At 49.8% G+C, this 15,492-nt stretch carries 14 protein-coding genes; 4 read left to right on the top strand and 10 right to left on the bottom strand.

Annotation, left to right across the window (positions count from 1 at the left end):
* Nucleotides 1–12: 12 nt before the first annotated feature.
* The 8 genes from tatC to XMG48_RS09580 all read right to left on the bottom strand — a co-directional run bounded on the left by tatC (nucleotide 13) and on the right by XMG48_RS09580 (nucleotide 5,437).
* Complete coding sequence (tatC, locus tag XMG48_RS09615) at nucleotides 13–843, bottom strand: twin-arginine translocase subunit TatC (protein WP_173481856.1); 831 nt, start codon at nucleotides 841–843, stop codon at nucleotides 13–15.
* Nucleotides 821–1,321 (bottom strand): Sec-independent protein translocase protein TatB, encoded by a 501-nt coding sequence (tatB, locus tag XMG48_RS12215; protein WP_173481855.1) that lies wholly within the window; start codon nucleotides 1,319–1,321, stop codon nucleotides 821–823. The genes tatC and tatB overlap by 23 nt, the downstream gene beginning before the upstream one ends.
* 6 nt (nucleotides 1,322–1,327) lie before the next feature.
* The gene (tatA, locus tag XMG48_RS09605; RefSeq protein WP_173481854.1) at nucleotides 1,328–1,573 is read right to left on the bottom strand and encodes a twin-arginine translocase TatA/TatE family subunit; all 246 of its coding nucleotides are present in this window, start codon (nucleotides 1,571–1,573) and stop codon (nucleotides 1,328–1,330) included.
* Nucleotides 1,574–1,623: 50 nt separating this feature from the next.
* Nucleotides 1,624–1,953: a phosphoribosyl-ATP diphosphatase gene (locus XMG48_RS09600; RefSeq protein WP_173481853.1), complete on the bottom strand. Its 330-nt coding sequence runs from the start codon at nucleotides 1,951–1,953 to the stop codon at nucleotides 1,624–1,626.
* A complete protein-coding gene (gene hisI / locus XMG48_RS09595; RefSeq protein WP_173481852.1) occupies nucleotides 1,946–2,353 on the bottom strand; it encodes a phosphoribosyl-AMP cyclohydrolase in 408 nt (135 codons plus the stop codon). The genes XMG48_RS09600 and hisI overlap by 8 nt, the downstream gene beginning before the upstream one ends.
* Before the next feature lie 9 nt (nucleotides 2,354–2,362).
* Nucleotides 2,363–3,991: a ubiquinone biosynthesis regulatory protein kinase UbiB gene (gene ubiB, locus XMG48_RS09590; protein ID WP_173481851.1), complete on the bottom strand. Its 1,629-nt coding sequence runs from the start codon at nucleotides 3,989–3,991 to the stop codon at nucleotides 2,363–2,365.
* Nucleotides 3,992–4,101: 110 nt separating this feature from the next.
* Complete coding sequence (locus XMG48_RS09585; protein WP_173481850.1) at nucleotides 4,102–4,734, bottom strand: thiol:disulfide interchange protein DsbA/DsbL; 633 nt, start codon at nucleotides 4,732–4,734, stop codon at nucleotides 4,102–4,104.
* A gap of 109 nt (nucleotides 4,735–4,843) precedes the next feature.
* A complete protein-coding gene (locus tag XMG48_RS09580) occupies nucleotides 4,844–5,437 on the bottom strand; it encodes a cytochrome c (protein ID WP_173481849.1) in 594 nt (197 codons plus the stop codon).
* 199 nt (nucleotides 5,438–5,636) lie between these two features.
* Here XMG48_RS09580 and yihA point away from each other — a divergent pair, with 199 nt between their 5' ends.
* Nucleotides 5,637–6,272 (top strand): ribosome biogenesis GTP-binding protein YihA/YsxC, encoded by a 636-nt coding sequence (gene yihA / locus XMG48_RS09575; protein WP_173481848.1) that lies wholly within the window; start codon nucleotides 5,637–5,639, stop codon nucleotides 6,270–6,272.
* 26 nt (nucleotides 6,273–6,298) lie between these two features.
* Here yihA and polA read toward each other — a convergent pair whose 3' ends face one another.
* Nucleotides 6,299–9,055, bottom strand: a complete 2,757-nt coding sequence (gene polA / locus XMG48_RS09570; RefSeq protein WP_173481847.1) for a DNA polymerase I — start codon at nucleotides 9,053–9,055, stop codon at nucleotides 6,299–6,301.
* Between the two features lie 106 nt (nucleotides 9,056–9,161).
* On the opposite strand from polA, the gene XMG48_RS09565 reads away from it, so the two are divergent.
* Nucleotides 9,162–10,127, top strand: a complete 966-nt coding sequence (locus tag XMG48_RS09565) for a homoserine kinase (RefSeq protein WP_173481846.1) — start codon at nucleotides 9,162–9,164, stop codon at nucleotides 10,125–10,127.
* Nucleotides 10,128–10,193: 66 nt separating this feature from the next.
* Here XMG48_RS09565 and XMG48_RS09560 read toward each other — a convergent pair whose 3' ends face one another.
* Nucleotides 10,194–11,363: a GAK system CofD-like protein gene (locus XMG48_RS09560; protein WP_173481845.1), complete on the bottom strand. Its 1,170-nt coding sequence runs from the start codon at nucleotides 11,361–11,363 to the stop codon at nucleotides 10,194–10,196.
* 131 nt (nucleotides 11,364–11,494) lie between these two features.
* Between XMG48_RS09560 and uvrD the strand changes: the two genes are divergently transcribed.
* Entirely contained in the window at nucleotides 11,495–13,699 is a 2,205-nt protein-coding gene (uvrD, locus tag XMG48_RS09555; protein WP_173481844.1) for a DNA helicase II, read from the top strand.
* A gap of 156 nt (nucleotides 13,700–13,855) precedes the next feature.
* Complete coding sequence (locus tag XMG48_RS09550; RefSeq protein WP_217362113.1) at nucleotides 13,856–15,406, top strand: inorganic phosphate transporter; 1,551 nt, start codon at nucleotides 13,856–13,858, stop codon at nucleotides 15,404–15,406.
* Nucleotides 15,407–15,492 lie beyond the last annotated feature (86 nt).

The raw sequence follows: 15,492 nt of genomic DNA, 5'->3' as shown, positions 1-15,492 counted from the left end.
CAGCGTTAAAACTTAGCTTTTAGCGCTGCTATCAGTCTCTTCTGAGTCTGAACGGTTTGCATCGTCTTCGGCTTCGGCCGCGGCGAACTCATCTTCAAACTCCTCTTCATCCGTGTTGCGAACAAAGATACGGCCCATGATCAGACCTACTTCGAACAGCAGCCACATTGGCAGCGCGAGTAGTGATTGAGAGATGATATCTGGCGGTGTCAGCAGCATGCCGACAACAAAACAGCCAACGATCACATAGGCACGTTTTTCACCCAGTGACTGTGCAGTTGTCGCGCCTGACCAGATCAGTAACAGCGTTGCGATAGGGATCTCGAAGACCACACCGAAAGCGAAGAACAGTTTTAGAACGAAGTTCAAATAGCTGCTGATGTCCGTCATCACCGCAACGTTCTCTGGACCTACGCTGGTAAAGAAGCCAAATACCAGTGGGAAGACCACAAAGTAGGCAAAGGCAATACCGGCGTAGAAGAGGAAGATCGATGAGATCAGAAGAGGCACGGCAAGGTGCTTCTCATTTTCGTATAGACCCGGTGCGATGAAGCTCCAGATCTGATGCAGAATGTAAGGGATACCGATGAATACCGCTAACACCAATGCCAATTTAAAGGGCGCAAAGAACGGCGACGTAACGTCCGTCGCGATCATGCTGGTCCCTTCAGGCAGCAGCGCAGTCAGCGGTGCCGATAGGTAGGCATAAAGATCATTCGCGAAGTAGAAAAGCCCCGCAAAAATCACCAACACGAACAACACGATGCGCATGACGCGCTGGCGTAACTCGATTAGGTGGGCAATTAATGGCTGCTCTTTATCAGCTGTGTTTGTTTGGCTCATTCTGCTCTGTATTGTCCGCTAGCTGCTCAGCTGGTTCAGCAGTTACCGGCTCGGCAACATCTGATTCAGCGACTTGGGCAGCGCTCTCTTCTTGAGCGTTCTCTTCGGCTACGGCGGTTGGCTTGTAAGCTTCGTGAACGGAAGGGTCACTGGTAAATGAAGTTGGGTCAAAGTCGGTTTTGGGGGCGTCAGGTGCTGCTTTTTCTGCAGGCGAATCCTCACCAAAAGGACGCTGGAAAGATTCGGTAACATCACCAAGCTCTTTCTCTAGCTGATCTTTGCTCATCGCCGTGGTGCGTTTTAGCTCGTCAACGCGCAACTCTTCATTGATCTCGCGTTGAATCGAACCGATAGAGCGGCGAATACGACCTACCCATAGGCCAACCGTGCGAGCTGCTGTCGGCAGTTTCTCTGGACCAAGTACGACCAGACCTACTACACCAACGATGAGCAGCTCGGCAAAACCGATATCAAACATCTTAAATTAAGACTTAGATTCGGTTTTATCTTCAGTTTTTTCAGCGTCTGCAGCTTTGAACTCTGCATCACTCTCTTGAGCGATTGATTTAGGCTCTTCTTTTGCGCCTTCATCAGACATTGCTTTTTTGAAGCCTTTTACAGCTGAACCTACGTCACCACCCAGGTTACGAAGTTTCTTAGTACCGAACAGCAGAATGATAATGCCGAGTACGATAACCAATTGCCAAATGCTGATACCACCAAAACCCATTACAGTTCTCCTAACGCGTTGTTGTTCTGTTTTAGTTTGTTATACACCTATTATTTGGTGCGATTTGCTTTTTCTTCAAGGCCTGACAGACCAAAACGTCGTGCCAGTTCCTCTAAAACCTGTTCCGGTGACACATCTAAGTGCTTTAACGCCACCATGGTATGGAACCAAAGATCAGCAGTTTCGTAGATTAGCTCCGAATTGTCACCACTCTTTTCTGCATCTTTAGCCGCAAGGATGGTTTCAGTCGCCTCTTCACCCACTTTCTCTAAGATTTTATTTAACCCTTTAGAGTAAAGACTGGCTACATAACTCGAGTCAGCTGACGCCCCTTTACGTTCTTCAAGAATAGCGGACAGTTCGCCAATAACGTTATTCACCTTTGGTATCCTCTTTCGCATACAGCAGCGCTGGATCCTTCAGCACGTCCGTTTCAACTTGCCATTCGCCGGTCTCACTATTGAGCTTACGGTAAAAACAGCTACGACGACCTGTATGACAAGCCACTTCGCCAATTTGTTCAACGCTCAACTGAATGACATCTGCATCACAGTCCAAACGGATCGCGTGCAGCTGCTGAACATTACCCGACTCTTCACCTTTACGCCAAAGCTTTTGACGCGAACGCGACCAATAAATGGCACGCCCTTCGGCCACACTCAACTCTAATGACTCGCGGTTCATCCAAGCGACCATTAGGTTTTCACCGGTTTTGTAATCTTGAGCGATCGCCGGTACTAAACCACGATCATCCCACTTAATTTCATCTAACCAAGACATCTCTCTTTCCTATGCCCGCCACACAAGCAGCCAAGCCAAACCGGCTGGCAGCCAAGCATAACCGGGTAGGGATTCTACCCAAGCCAATACGGCCGGCTCTGCCAATGCTGTCGCAGCTGCTAAAGTGGCTGCCAACAGTAGGGTACGGCGTGTATTACGTGATCGCTGCTCTTGCGCTTGCTGCAAAGCCAGCATGCGTTGGTACTCTAACTCACCCGCTTGACGGTTTTGTTGCAAGTTATCAAATACCAGTTGTGGAATTTGCGGTAACTTCTCAATCCAATCCGGTGCCTGCTGCTTGATATTCTTGATCATCGCTTTGACACCCATACGCTCTTTCATCCAGTTCTCTAGATAGGGTTTACCCGTTTTCCAAAGATCCAATTCTGGATAGAGCTGCCGACCCAGCCCTTCAATATTGAGCAAGGTTTTTTGTAGAAGAATCAGCTGAGGTTGCACGACCATATTAAAGCGACGCGCCGTCTGAAACAGTCCTAACAGCACCATTCCAAAGGATATGTCCTTCAATGGCTTTTCAAAAATCGGCTCACAAACACTGCGAATAGCGGTCTCGAAAGCGTGAACATTGGTATCAGCAGGTACCCAACCGGAGTCGATGTGTAGCTGTGCCACCAAACGGTAGTCGCGCTGGAAGAAGGCCAAAATATTACGGGCCAGGTAGCTCTGATCTTCAGGTGAAAGCGATCCCACAATACCAAAATCAACGGCAATGTATTGTGGGTCGTCAGGATTTTCACGCGACACAAAGATATTGCCTGGGTGCATATCAGCATGGAAAAAACTGTCACGGAAGACTTGGGTAAAGAAGATCTCTACGCCACGTTCAGCCAGCTTCTCCATATTGGTACCCTGAGCTTGCAAAGCGTCGACATCCGCTACAGGAATACCGGATATACGCTCCATCACCATGACGCTTTGACGCGTGAAGTCCCAATAAACTTCGGGCACGTAAAGAATATCTGAGTCGGCAAAGTTACGTCTTAGCTGAGTCGCATTGGCCGCCTCTTTACGCAGATCGAGCTCATCAAAGATGGTCTGCTCGTACTCTTCAACCACCTCAACGGGGCGCAGGCGCTTACCCTCGGACCAAAGATTCTGCACCATACGAGCCATGACATAGAGCAGCGCAACATCTTGGCGGATCACACGCTCAATACCAGGGCGAATCACCTTAACAACGACAGCACGGCCATCTTTCAGTCGGGCTGGATGAACTTGGGCAACGGATGCCGAGGCTAGGGGTTCGGCATCGAACTCTGCAAAAAGCTCATCGACACTGGCACCCAGTTGTTTCTCTATCAACTTACGCGCTTGTGCGCCTTCGAACGGAGGCACTCGATCCTGCAGAAGTGCCAACTCATTGGCGAGATCTGGCGGCAGCAAGTCACGTCGGGTTGATAGGGTCTGTCCAAACTTAATAAATACAGGACCTAAAGCGATCAATGCGCCGCGTAAACGCGCCTCAGAGCTGCCGTTGGCACGGAAGAAGAGACGCCAAGGCAAAAGCGTAACCACAAGGCGAAGGTACCAAGGCAAGCGGGTCGTGTTGATGAAGGTATCAAGACGAAAACGGGCGATAACCCAATAAATTTTGATGATTCTAAGAATGCTTTGCACGAAACGGCCGCCAGCACTGATCGATAATGAAGCCGCTATTATGCCACCTTAGAGGAGTATAAAAAAACAACTGCTCCAAAAGGAGCAGTTGTTAGAAGGTTATTGTGCCTTTATTGAGCGTTGCGCTCTTTCTCGATTAGGTGTTCTGCCACTTTCAACATGTTGGCGTGTGAGCCCGTTAGAGTAGAGGTGACTAAGTATTTACCGTTAACGATGATGCTGGGTACACCCTGAATCTGGTATCCACGGACACGCGCATCACTCTGCTTCAACTGCATGCCAACCGCAAAGGAATTGTAGGTCTTAAGGAAGTCCTGTTTCGACACGCCATGCTCTTCAAATACTTCAGCGATATCTTCTGGGCTGCGGAAACGACGACGTTCAACATGAATCGCATCAAACATCGCTTGGTGAACCTTATCTTTAACGCCCAATAGCTTACCTACGTAATATGCACGAGCGAGCGGCTCCCAACTGCGGCCAAACACAACCGGCATATTTTCAAACGTCACATCGTCTGCAAGCTTCTGGCTCCAAGCGTGAAGCATCGGCTCAAAGGCATTACAGTGCGGACAAGAGTAACCAAAGGCCTCAACCACCTCGATTTTGCTCGCATCCGCTGTCGGTACAGGCTGCTTAAGAACGGTGTAGTGCTCACCCGCTTTCCACTCTGTCGCATGAGCAAGTGTGGCGCCAAGCGACAAAACGGCAACAGCAAACAGATTGAATGAACGTCTTAACATGATTTAGTTCCTTGGAATTTATCTTTAATAACTAAAGTAATGGTCATGGCTGAATTGAAGCTGAAATCAAAAAAGGCAGCCGAAGCTGCCTCTTTATAGAAGTCTACGATTACTCGTATAGACCCTGGATGTAAGCGGCTACCGCTTTCATTTCGTTCTCTTTCATGTTCGCAGCGATCGTACGCATCATCGCGTTTGGATCGTTGTTACGCTCACCTGAGTAGAACTTCTTAAGCGTGCTCTCAGTGTATTGAGCGTGCTGACCCGCTAGAGCTGGGTAGCCTGCAGACGTAATGCCTTTACCTGCAGGACCGTGACAGGCAGTACACGCTGCAACGCCACTCTCTGGGTTACCTGCGCGGTAGATCTTCTGACCAAGCTCAACCAGTGCTGGATCTGCCTGACCACCAACCATCGTTTTACCCGCGTAGTGAGCGGCAATCGCAGCAAGCTCATCATCGCTCATCGCATCAAGAAGACCGGTCATTTCAGGAATAGCACGTGCACCTGACTTGATCTCTTTAAGCTGCTTTAGCAGGTATGGCTGGCCTTGGCCGGCAATCTTAGGAAAGTTACCCACCATACTGTTACCATCAGCACCGTGACAGCCAGCACATACAGCCGTTAATTGAGCGACATCTGCCGCATTCGATCCGCTAACCAGACCAACGCTGATCAACATTCCGAGTAATACTTTTTTCATGGCTCTCTACCCACATTTCATCTTTGAAAAGTTTGAAACCAGTGGTGCTGGCTTCGTCGAATCCGTTCAACGCGCTCGTTTTTTTCACTTTTGGTGGTTACGAGTTGACGACAGCGCTAAAATTGCGGTGCATTATAAACCTAATCATCTATAACGAAAACCGATAAACCCCGTACTTATATAGTACTAAAGGCCAGATATGACTGAAGAGTTAGAACAAATTCATTACAACACAGCACGTTTTCTTATAAGCGCAGCAAAACTCAGTCAGTGTCCAGAGGATGTCGGTGCAGAAGTTGCTTTCGCTGGGCGCTCCAATGCCGGCAAGTCGAGTGCCATTAACTCGCTAACCAATCAAAACAGTTTAGCGCGCACCTCAAAAACACCAGGTCGCACCCAGCTGATCAACTTTTTCGATCTGAATGTCGAAGGTGTGCGCATTGTCGACCTTCCTGGTTATGGCTATGCGAAAGTGCCGATCGCAATGAAAGAGCACTGGCAAAAGCATCTCGATGACTACCTACAGCGCCGTCAATGTCTGCGCGGGGTGGTACTGGTGATGGATATCCGCCATCCGATGAAAGAGTTCGATGAGATGATGATCGACTGGTGTGAATCTACGGGCGTGCCACTGCACATTCTGCTCACCAAAGCCGACAAGCTAAAACGCGGCCCAGCTCAGGCTACGTTGTTGAAAATTAAGAAAGAGACCAAAGAGCGTCTGGCCGACAAAGTCAGCGTACAGGTCTTTTCAGCACTGAAGAAAACGGGCGTTGATCAGCTACGTAACCGTTTAGACAGCTGGCTATTGCCAGAGCCGTTCGACGCAGAATAGAGCTAATTGTGTGAATGGGGGCAAGCTTAGTGCGCTTGCTCCCAGTTATCCCCGACACCCACTTCGACCAACAGCGGCACACTCAATTCAGCGGCCGACTCCATTAGACGTTTAATCTCAGCATTAAATGCATCAACCTGATCTTCAGCCACTTCAAAGACCAATTCATCGTGCACCTGCATGATCATTCTGGCATCAAAGCCGCTTTCTGTTAGCCAAGCATCTACCGCCAACATAGCGCGCTTAATGATATCGGCGGCGGTACCCTGCATCGGAGCGTTGATCGCAGTCCGTTCAGCCCCTTGGCGCAACATTGGGTTACGGGCGTTGATCTCTGGCAAGTAGAGACGGCGACCAAAGATGGTCTCAACGTACCCCTGCTCGCGCGCCATGTCGCGGGTGCTCTCCATGTAGTTTTGGACACCTGGGTAGGTTTCGAAATAGTGCTCAATGTAGGTCTGCGCCTCTTTACGCGACGTACCCAACTGCTTGGCCAAACCAAACGCAGACATACCGTAGATCAAGCCGAAGTTGATCGCTTTGGCACTGCGGCGCTGATCGGTGCTGACCTCATCCGGTGAGACCTTAAAGACCTCGGCAGCCGTCGCTTTGTGAATGTCATCGCCATTGGCAAAGGCATTGACCAATCCCGCATCGCCAGAGAGGTGCGCCATAATGCGCAGTTCGATCTGTGAATAGTCGGCCGCCACCATGCGGTAGCCCTCTGGAGCGACAAAGGCGTGTCGGATACGTCGACCTTCGGCCGTTCTAACCGGAATATTCTGCAGGTTCGGGTCAGTCGAAGAGAGACGTCCTGTAGCCGTCACCGCTTGATGGTATGAGGTATGCAGACGACCCGTATTGGGATCAACCATCGTCGGCAGCTTGTCCGTGTAGGTCGATTTCAATTTGGTTAGACCGCGGTGCTCAATAATCAGCTTGGGCAGTGGGTACTCCAGCGCCAACTCTTGCAGCACCTCTTCTGCCGTCGACGGGGCGCCTTTCGGAGTCTTCTTAATCACCGGCAGCCCCTGCTTTTCAAACAGAATGGTCTGCAGTTGTTTAGGTGAGGATAGATTAAACGGCTCACCCGCCGCTTCAAACGCGTCGTTCTCTAACACCTTAAGGCGCTGCTCGATCTCAGCACTCTGTTGCGCCAGCAGTACCGATTTAATCAGCGCACCGTTGCGTTCAATGCGTGACAGAACCGGAATCAGTGGAATCTCGATCTCGTCTAGAATCGGTTTCACCGAAGGCACTTCATTTAGAGCTTGCTGCAAGGTCTCATGCAGACGCCACGTAATATCGGCATCTTCAGCGGCATAAGGGGCGGCCTGCTCTATCTCGATCTGATTAAAGGTCAGTTGCTTCTTGCCTTTACCCGCCAAGGATTCAAAGCTGATGGTACTCTCATCTAGATAGAACTTAGCCAAACTGTCCATATCATGGCGTGTCGCGGTGCTGTTCAGTACATAGGATTCCAGCATGGTATCGGCTGATACGCCTTGAACATTAATGCCATATCGCGCCAGCACATTCATGTCGTACTTAATGTGCTGACCCACTTTATTGAGGGAGGCATCCTCGAGCAGCGTTTTAAGCTCAGCTAACGCCCAATCAAAATTAACTTGCTCCGGCACGCCGACGTAATCATGGCCCAGTGGCAAGTAGGCCGCTTTGCCCTCTTCACAACAGAATGAGACACCCACTAACTGAGCTTGCATGTAGTTTAGGCTGGTCGTCTCGGTATCAAAGGCAAAGGTGCCCGCAGCGCGCAGTTTGGCAAACCACGCAGAGGCCGTCGCCTGATCCAAAATGGTTTCGTAGTGGCGTTCAACACTGGGCTTAGGAGCAACGGGCTCGTTTGAAGGCGCAGAGTCTTCAACAGCTTGCCCATCGGGGCCCTCTAATAGCGCCACCCATGAGCGGAACTCGTAATCCTTAAACAGCTCAATCAACGAAGCGTTATCAGGTTGCGGAAGGTGCACATCCGATAGAGAGATCGACAGTTCAACATCCGTTTTAATAGTCGCTAACAGATAAGAGAGCTCAGCCGCTTCACGATGCTCTTCAAGTTTCTTGGCCATGGTTTTAGAGCCACGGAAGGTTAGATCGGCAATCTTATCGAGATTTTGGTAGAGGTCACTGATACCGCCAATACCTTGCAGAAGCGCCAGTGCTGTCTTCTCGCCCACGCCAGGCACACCTGGAATGTTATCGACCTTATCGCCCATCAGAGCCAGATAATCGATGATCAATTCTGGGGGAATACCAAACTTTTCGACCACCCCGTCGCGATCCATCTTAGTGTCAGTCATGGTGTTGATTAGGGTGACCTTATCATCGACCAACTGCGCCATATCTTTATCGCCCGTTGAGATCACAACCTCTAAATTGTGCGCTTCGGCCTGGCGCGCCAGTGTACCGATCACATCATCCGCTTCGACGCCCTCTTCCACCAACAGTGGCAATCCCATTGCCTTAATAATGTTGTGAACCGGCTCAATTTGCTCACGCAGATCATCGGGCATCGGAGGACGCTGTGCTTTGTATTCAGGATAGATCTCATCACGGAAGGTTTTACCCTTAGCATCGAAGATGACCGCCACAGGAGAGTTTGGATAACTCTTTAGCAGACTGCGCATCATTGAGGTGACCAGTCGCACCGCACCGCTTGGACGTCCGTCGGATGTTCTTAAATCAGCCTGTTGTGACGCAAAGAAGGCGCGGAACAGATAAGAGGAGCCATCAACGAGAACTACGGGGGCTTTTGTGTCGGTCATAATAAGATATCTATTGTATTTTTAAGCAAGGCACACAATCATAGACAAAAGCGCTGCTGCACCCAAGCTTTAGCAGCAGATAGCCCCTGATCATTGAGAACCAACCATGGCTGTATACACTCAGGTGTCTGACACCGACCTCGACAAACTGCTCGCTGATTTTGATATTGGCCAGGCCGTGGCACTTAAAGGCATTGACGGTGGTATTGAAAACACCAACTTTTTCTTAACAACAGAAAAGAGCGGCCAGCAGGCGGAGTATGTACTCACTCTCTTTGAAGAGCTTGACAGAGATGAGGCACCTTTCTTTGTTGAACTGGGCAGCTGGCTAGCGAAACGTAATGTTCCCGTCTCTTATGCCATCGAAGATCGCAATGGCATTGGTCTGAAACAGATCTCAAAAAAACCGGCCATTATTCAACCGCGATACCCCGGTGCACACCTAAAACGCGAGCTTATGACGGCCAATCATTGTGCTCAAATCGGCACAGCCCTTGCACACTACCACCAAGCCTCTAAGGATTTTTATCTAAAGCGTCAGGCACACCGTGGGGTATTTTGGTGGCGCAGAGAGAGTGAACGACTCGCGCCTTTTATCGATTCAGAGTCTCGTGATCTGCTATCCGAAGAGGTCGCTCGGTTTGATGAGCTACGCGACACCTACACCAACCTGCCGATGGGCATTACCCATGGCGATCTTTTCCATGACAACGCGCTGTTCCATGAGGATAAGCTGACGGCAATTCTGGATATCTACAATGCGGCAACCGCCTACTGGCTCTATGACCTTGCGATTGTCGCCAATGATTGGTGTCTGGATGAGAATCTGCAGATTGATCCGGTGAGAGAGCAAGCGCTGTTAAAAGCCTATTCAGCGATTCGCCCCTTTAGTGCAGAAGAGCATGAGGTTTGGCCGCAGCTGACTCGTACCGCCGCGATGCGTTTTTGGCTATCACGCCTTGAGCCTTGGGTTGATGCCCAGCAAGGCAACGGCAGCGATAAGACACTGAAAGACCCTGATGAGTTTAAACAGGTGCTGATGCACCGAATTAAATCGCCGAGTCAGCTGTAGGAACGAATTTCTACATTTAAGAGAGTGGTGTCAGACCGAAGGTCATATATGGTCTGACCCATCTATCTATGCCAGTGATAATAAAGCTTCCGCCAACTTAATCTCGTCGTAGCGATCTGTGCGTTCAGGATTAGCCAGATCAACATCCAAAAGCTGAATGCCACGCTTACCAAGCCAGTTTAGAAACTCTGCATCAATGCCACTCAACAGTGTGGAATCGGTCAGCAGAATATCGATACAGCGCTCCGATCCACCTTGAAAACCACCGCCTGCATCTCGAGCAACAAATCGTTCCAACTGCTCAACCTGCTCCTGCAAGGTCATACCAAACTGCTCAGGATCCATACCTAAATTTGGGACATACACTTTGCTGGCAGGGTTATCCATGATCGCTTTACCCACCCCTTTGGGGAGTAGGTTAGCCAGAATACTGCTATAGAAACTACCGGGCGGGAAGACGACCAGATCTGCTGAATTGATCCAACCTCTCTCTTGATCAGCCAAATGCGATTCCGTGCCCTGCGGCAAATGCAGATCAAGTAAGGCGATACGCTCATTTAATGGCTGGGACTCTTTTCCTGTCATCCGATGCTGCCCGATGATCTCTCGCCCACTCTCTGTCGTCACTTTCAGTTCACCGCACTCGTCCGTAACAGTGCGTACTTGGCCTCTAACATGAACCAGACGACTAAACAGCAGAGCAATAGGATCTAATGATCGATTATGGCTCAGGTAGCCCCCCGCCAATATCAGATTACCAATACTGGCTCGCCTGAAGTCAAAATCCTTGGGGGCTGACTCAAGAAAGTAGTTTAAAAAATCACAAATAATGCTCTGAACTGGCTCGGGAATGGACTGAACGCGCCTGTCGTTGCGTTGTTGCATCGCCTCGACCCTTGCACGTAATAACGACTGTGATTCATCGGTCGGCAGGCGGTACGCAAACAGCTCGGTCACTTCAGGGTGACCGTCGAGTGAAGCGTCAGCTAACGCCATCATGCGGGAGCGCAAATCGCCAACAGCAGGCATATCAAATGCTTTTCGCAACACAGCGGAGCTGCCGCCAGAGTCAAAGGGGGTCACTAAATGAATAGAATTATGAGTGTATCGTTTGAGTATCTGCGAAAAGCCATTCAACGCAGTGCCACCGCTGAAAAAGAGCAGCCTCGGCCCGGTAACAGGGTTGGCTTGATACTCAGCCAAACGGGCAGTCGTATGGTCAGCAGATAAGGGCATTCACTACTCAATGAAGGTGGATATGTCATCCCAGTGTAAGTTTGCTGCGTAGGAATGCCAAGACTCCCATAATAATTATGCGTATACTGTACGCCCATTCAGTAATTTCTCTTTTTGAGCAGTGCGGCACTATGGATGTAACTCACATTATCGACTCCCTCAACGATGCGCAGCGTGAAGCGGTTACCGCGGATATTAGCAACCTTCTGGTGCTGGCCGGTGCAGGATCAGGCAAGACGCGTGTCTTGGTTCACCGAATCGCTTGGTTGATAGAAGCCGAGCAGATTTCACCCTATTCGATATTGGCGGTTACCTTTACTAATAAAGCGGCTAAAGAGATGCGTGGACGTATCGAGAGCCTGCTCAACGTCAATGTGCATGGCATGTGGGTCGGTACTTTCCACGGCTTGGCGCACCGACTGCTTCGCTCGCACTGGCAAGAGGCCGGGCTGCGTGAGAACTTCCAGATCATGGACTCCGATGACCAGTTACGTTTGGTTAAACGCATCTCTAAGGAGATGGGATTAGACGATTCACGCTGGCCGCCGAAACAGATTCAGTGGTACATCAATGCACAGAAAGATGAAGGGCTACGCAGTAAACATCTAGAGCGCACCGGTGACCTGGTACAAGACACCTTAATACGTGTCTATGAGGCGTATGAACAAGCCTGTGATCGCGGCGGCATGATCGATTTTGGTGAACTCCTGCTGCGCTGCCTTGAACTGCTGCGTGATAAGAACCCACAACTGCTGCAGCACTACAAAGAGCGCTTCCGTTACGTCTTAGTAGACGAGTTCCAAGACACCAACGCCATTCAGTACGCTTGGTTGCGCCTGCTCTGTCAGGGTGAACACAAACTGATGGCCGTGGGCGATGACGATCAGTCGATTTACGGCTGGCGTGGCGCACGTATTGAGAACATTCAAAACCTTGAGGCACACTTTGGTGGGCTTAAGACCATCAAGTTAGAGCAGAACTACCGCTCGACAGACAACATTCTGTCTGCGGCCAATGCCGTCATTCGCAACAACTTTGGACGACTGGGTAAGGAGCTGTGGACCGAGGGCAATCAAGGCGATCCTATCAGCCTCTACGCAGCCTTTAATGAACAGGATGAAGCGCGATTCATTGTCGATCGCATCGCACAGTGGGTATCGGATGGTAATCGTCGTGACGAGAGCGCCATTCTCTACCGTTCCAACGCACAATCCCGTGTGCTTGAGGAGATGCTGATCCGTGCCGCAATTCCCTATCGCATCTATGGCGGCCAACGATTCTATGAGCGTTTAGAGATTAAAAATGCCCTCGCCTACCTGCGCCTAATAGCCAACCGCGATGACGATACGGCGATGGAGCGCGTCATTAACGTGCCAACCCGAGGCATCGGCACCCGCACCATTGAAGAGGTACGCGATTACGCGCGAAGCCAAGGCATATCAATGTGGCGAGCCTCGAACGAGATTATCGAGCATAAGAAACTACCTGCACGTGCCGGCAATGCACTGCAGGCCTTCTTAGATCTGGTCAATCAGTTGACGGTTGATACAGAAGAGGCATCCCTGCAGGAGCGGACAGAACATACCATTCGCTTCTCTGGACTGATTGCTCACCATGAAAAAGAGAAAGGTGAAAAAGCTCAATCACGCATCGAAAACTTAGAAGAGCTAGTGACCGCAGCGCGCCAGTTTGAGCAGCAGTGGTCCCAGGAGGAGAACCCTGAGTTCCCTTCCGTGCTGGCAGCCTTTCTTGATCAAGCTGCACTGGATGCCGGTGAATCACAGGCGGATCCCAATACCGACAGCGTTCAACTGATGACACTGCACTCAGCGAAAGGCTTGGAGTTCCCGCTGGTCTTCCTATGCGGTATGGAAGAAGGCTTGTTCCCACACAGCATGTCGGCAGAAGAGCCCGGACGTTTAGAAGAGGAGCGCCGCCTCTGTTATGTAGGCATTACGCGTGCCATGCAGAAACTCTACATGACCTATGCTGAGTCCCGCCGACTTCATGGCCAAGACAACTACAACCGCCCTTCACGCTTCATTCAGGAGATTCCATTGGAGTTGATAGAAGAGGTGCGCCTGAATGCTAGCGTTCGCCGACCGCTTTCGAGTGGCTCGGATATGGAGGTCAGCTTCACACCACAATCCGCTTTTGCCAGCGAAGTACCCGATACTCAGCTCAGTTTAGGCCAGAGAGTCAATCACCCTAAATTTGGTGACGGCATGGTCATAAACTTTGAGGGGTCCGGCCCGAAGGCCCGAGTACAAGTGAACTTCGACTATGAAGGCACCAAATGGCTAGTCGTTGGTTTTGCTAATCTAACAACGCTGTGAATAAAACATTTCAGTTTGTTTAAAGAAAAATTACACCTGTGTAACATTCTTGTAACAAAAGTGTATTTAAATGGCGTCAACTTAAATTAGCGACTACTTTAAGTAGTGGTAAATCAATGAACCAAGCAAGAGGAGCTTCTCTTGGAAATTAAAGACATGAATAAGCTTGATAAAGCGACAGCATCTAACCGTGGCGATGTTATGCGCATCGGTTACGCCCTGCTCTTCCTAGTAGGTATTGTTCTCTTTATCTCAGCACAAGTTGGGGATATCCCAGGAAGTTACATCCTTGTCATTGCCGCAATGATCGGTGGTTACATGGCAATGAACATTGGTGCTAACGACGTAGCCAATAACGTGGGCCCAGCAGTAGGTTCAAAGGCGCTTACCCTAACAGGCGCTATCATTATCGCGGCTATCTTTGAAGCATCGGGTGCTTTAATCGCCGGCGGTGACGTTGTCAGCACAATCAAAAAAGGGATCATCAACCCAGAAGTGATTGGTGATGCTGATACCTTTATTTGGTTGATGTTAGCCGCACTTCTAGCGGGTGCGTTATGGCTTAACCTAGCAACAGCTGTTGGTGCTCCTGTCTCTACTACTCACTCTATTGTTGGTGGTGTATTGGGTGCTGGTATCGCTGCAGGCGGTTTTGGTATTGCTAACTGGGACAAGATGGGCGCGATCGCAGCAAGCTGGGTGATCTCACCTGTACTTGGCGGCCTGATTGCAGCTGGTTTCCTATACCTAATCAAACGCACCATTACTTATAAGTCGGACATGCGTGTTGCAGCTAAGAAGATGGTACCTCTGCTGATCATGTTGATGGCTTGGGCATTCTCGACCTACCTAGCACTTAAAGGCGTTAAGAAGCTGATCAAACTCGATTTTGTGACAGCTCTACTGATCGGTCTAGCCATTGCGGTAGTTATTTACTTCATTGTTAAAGGTCTGGTAGCTAAAGCAGCTGACCGCCTGGATAACGATAAAGCGGGTGTTAACCAACTGTTCACCATTCCTCTAATCTTCGCTGCAGCACTACTAAGTTTCGCACACGGTGCAAACGACGTTGCAAACGCCATTGGTCCACTAGCGGCGATCAACGATGCGATCGTTAACCACGGCATTTCAACGAAAGCAGCGATCCCACTTTGGGTCATGATGATCGGTGCTCTAGGTATCGCGTTGGGTCTAGCACTATTTGGTCCAAAACTGATCAAAACCGTTGGTTCTGAGATTACTGAGTTGGATCAGACACGTGCATTCTCTATCGCTATGGCGGCAGCGATCACGGTTATCATCGCTTCTCAGCTAGGTCTTCCAGTCTCTTCAACTCACATTGCTGTGGGCGGTGTATTCGGTGTGGGCTTCCTTCGTGAGTACTTGAAATCAAGCCACGCTCGCATGATCAACGAGATCAAATCGCACCACCAAGGTGCTGATCAAGAGGAAGTGGAAGAGTTTCTTGCTAAGTTTGAAAGTGCATCAATCGATGACAAAGCTAAAATGCTTAAGCAACTTAAGAAGAAAACAGCCTCTGCAGAACTAAGCAAAAAAGAGCGCAAGCAGCTTAAGAAAGCGTACAAACAGGAGCTGGTTAAGCGTTCAGCTGTTTACAAAATTGCCGCTGCATGGGTTATTACAGTTCCAGCATCAGGTACATTGGCGGCGATTCTGTTCTACGTAATCCGTGGAATCATGGTCTAATAAACGCCAAACTATCCATCAAAAAGCCCCTTCGTGGGGCTTTTTTGCGTCTTATATTTATCATTAAATTGTCATAAACGCTTCAC

Origin of the sequence: Marinobacterium sp. xm-g-48, from assembly GCF_013282925.1 — a bacterium.
Taxonomy (GTDB): domain Bacteria; phylum Pseudomonadota; class Gammaproteobacteria; order Pseudomonadales; family Balneatricaceae; genus Marinobacterium_E.
This window is presented reverse-complemented; position numbering and strand designations above follow the sequence as displayed.

Excerpts from the sequence above, each read along its gene's own strand:
- tatC (WP_173481856.1), bottom strand. The coding sequence starts at position 843 with ATGAGCCAAACAAACACAGCTGATAAAGAGCAGCCATTAATTGCCCAC.
- tatB (WP_173481855.1), bottom strand. The coding sequence starts at position 1,321 with ATGTTTGATATCGGTTTTGCCGAGCTGCTCATCGTTGGTGTAGTAGGT.
- tatA (WP_173481854.1), bottom strand. The coding sequence starts at position 1,573 with ATGGGTTTTGGTGGTATCAGCATTTGGCAATTGGTTATCGTACTCGGC.
- hisI (WP_173481852.1), bottom strand. The coding sequence starts at position 2,353 with ATGTCTTGGTTAGATGAAATTAAGTGGGATGATCGTGGTTTAGTACCG.
- XMG48_RS09585 (WP_173481850.1), bottom strand. The coding sequence starts at position 4,734 with ATGTTAAGACGTTCATTCAATCTGTTTGCTGTTGCCGTTTTGTCGCTT.
- XMG48_RS09580 (WP_173481849.1), bottom strand. The coding sequence starts at position 5,437 with ATGAAAAAAGTATTACTCGGAATGTTGATCAGCGTTGGTCTGGTTAGC.
- yihA (WP_173481848.1), top strand. The coding sequence starts at position 5,637 with ATGACTGAAGAGTTAGAACAAATTCATTACAACACAGCACGTTTTCTT.
- polA (WP_173481847.1), bottom strand. The coding sequence starts at position 9,055 with ATGACCGACACAAAAGCCCCCGTAGTTCTCGTTGATGGCTCCTCTTAT.
- XMG48_RS09565 (WP_173481846.1), top strand. The coding sequence starts at position 9,162 with ATGGCTGTATACACTCAGGTGTCTGACACCGACCTCGACAAACTGCTC.
- XMG48_RS09560 (WP_173481845.1), bottom strand. The coding sequence starts at position 11,363 with ATGCCCTTATCTGCTGACCATACGACTGCCCGTTTGGCTGAGTATCAA.
- uvrD (WP_173481844.1), top strand. The coding sequence starts at position 11,495 with ATGGATGTAACTCACATTATCGACTCCCTCAACGATGCGCAGCGTGAA.
- XMG48_RS09550 (WP_217362113.1), top strand. The coding sequence starts at position 13,856 with ATGAATAAGCTTGATAAAGCGACAGCATCTAACCGTGGCGATGTTATG.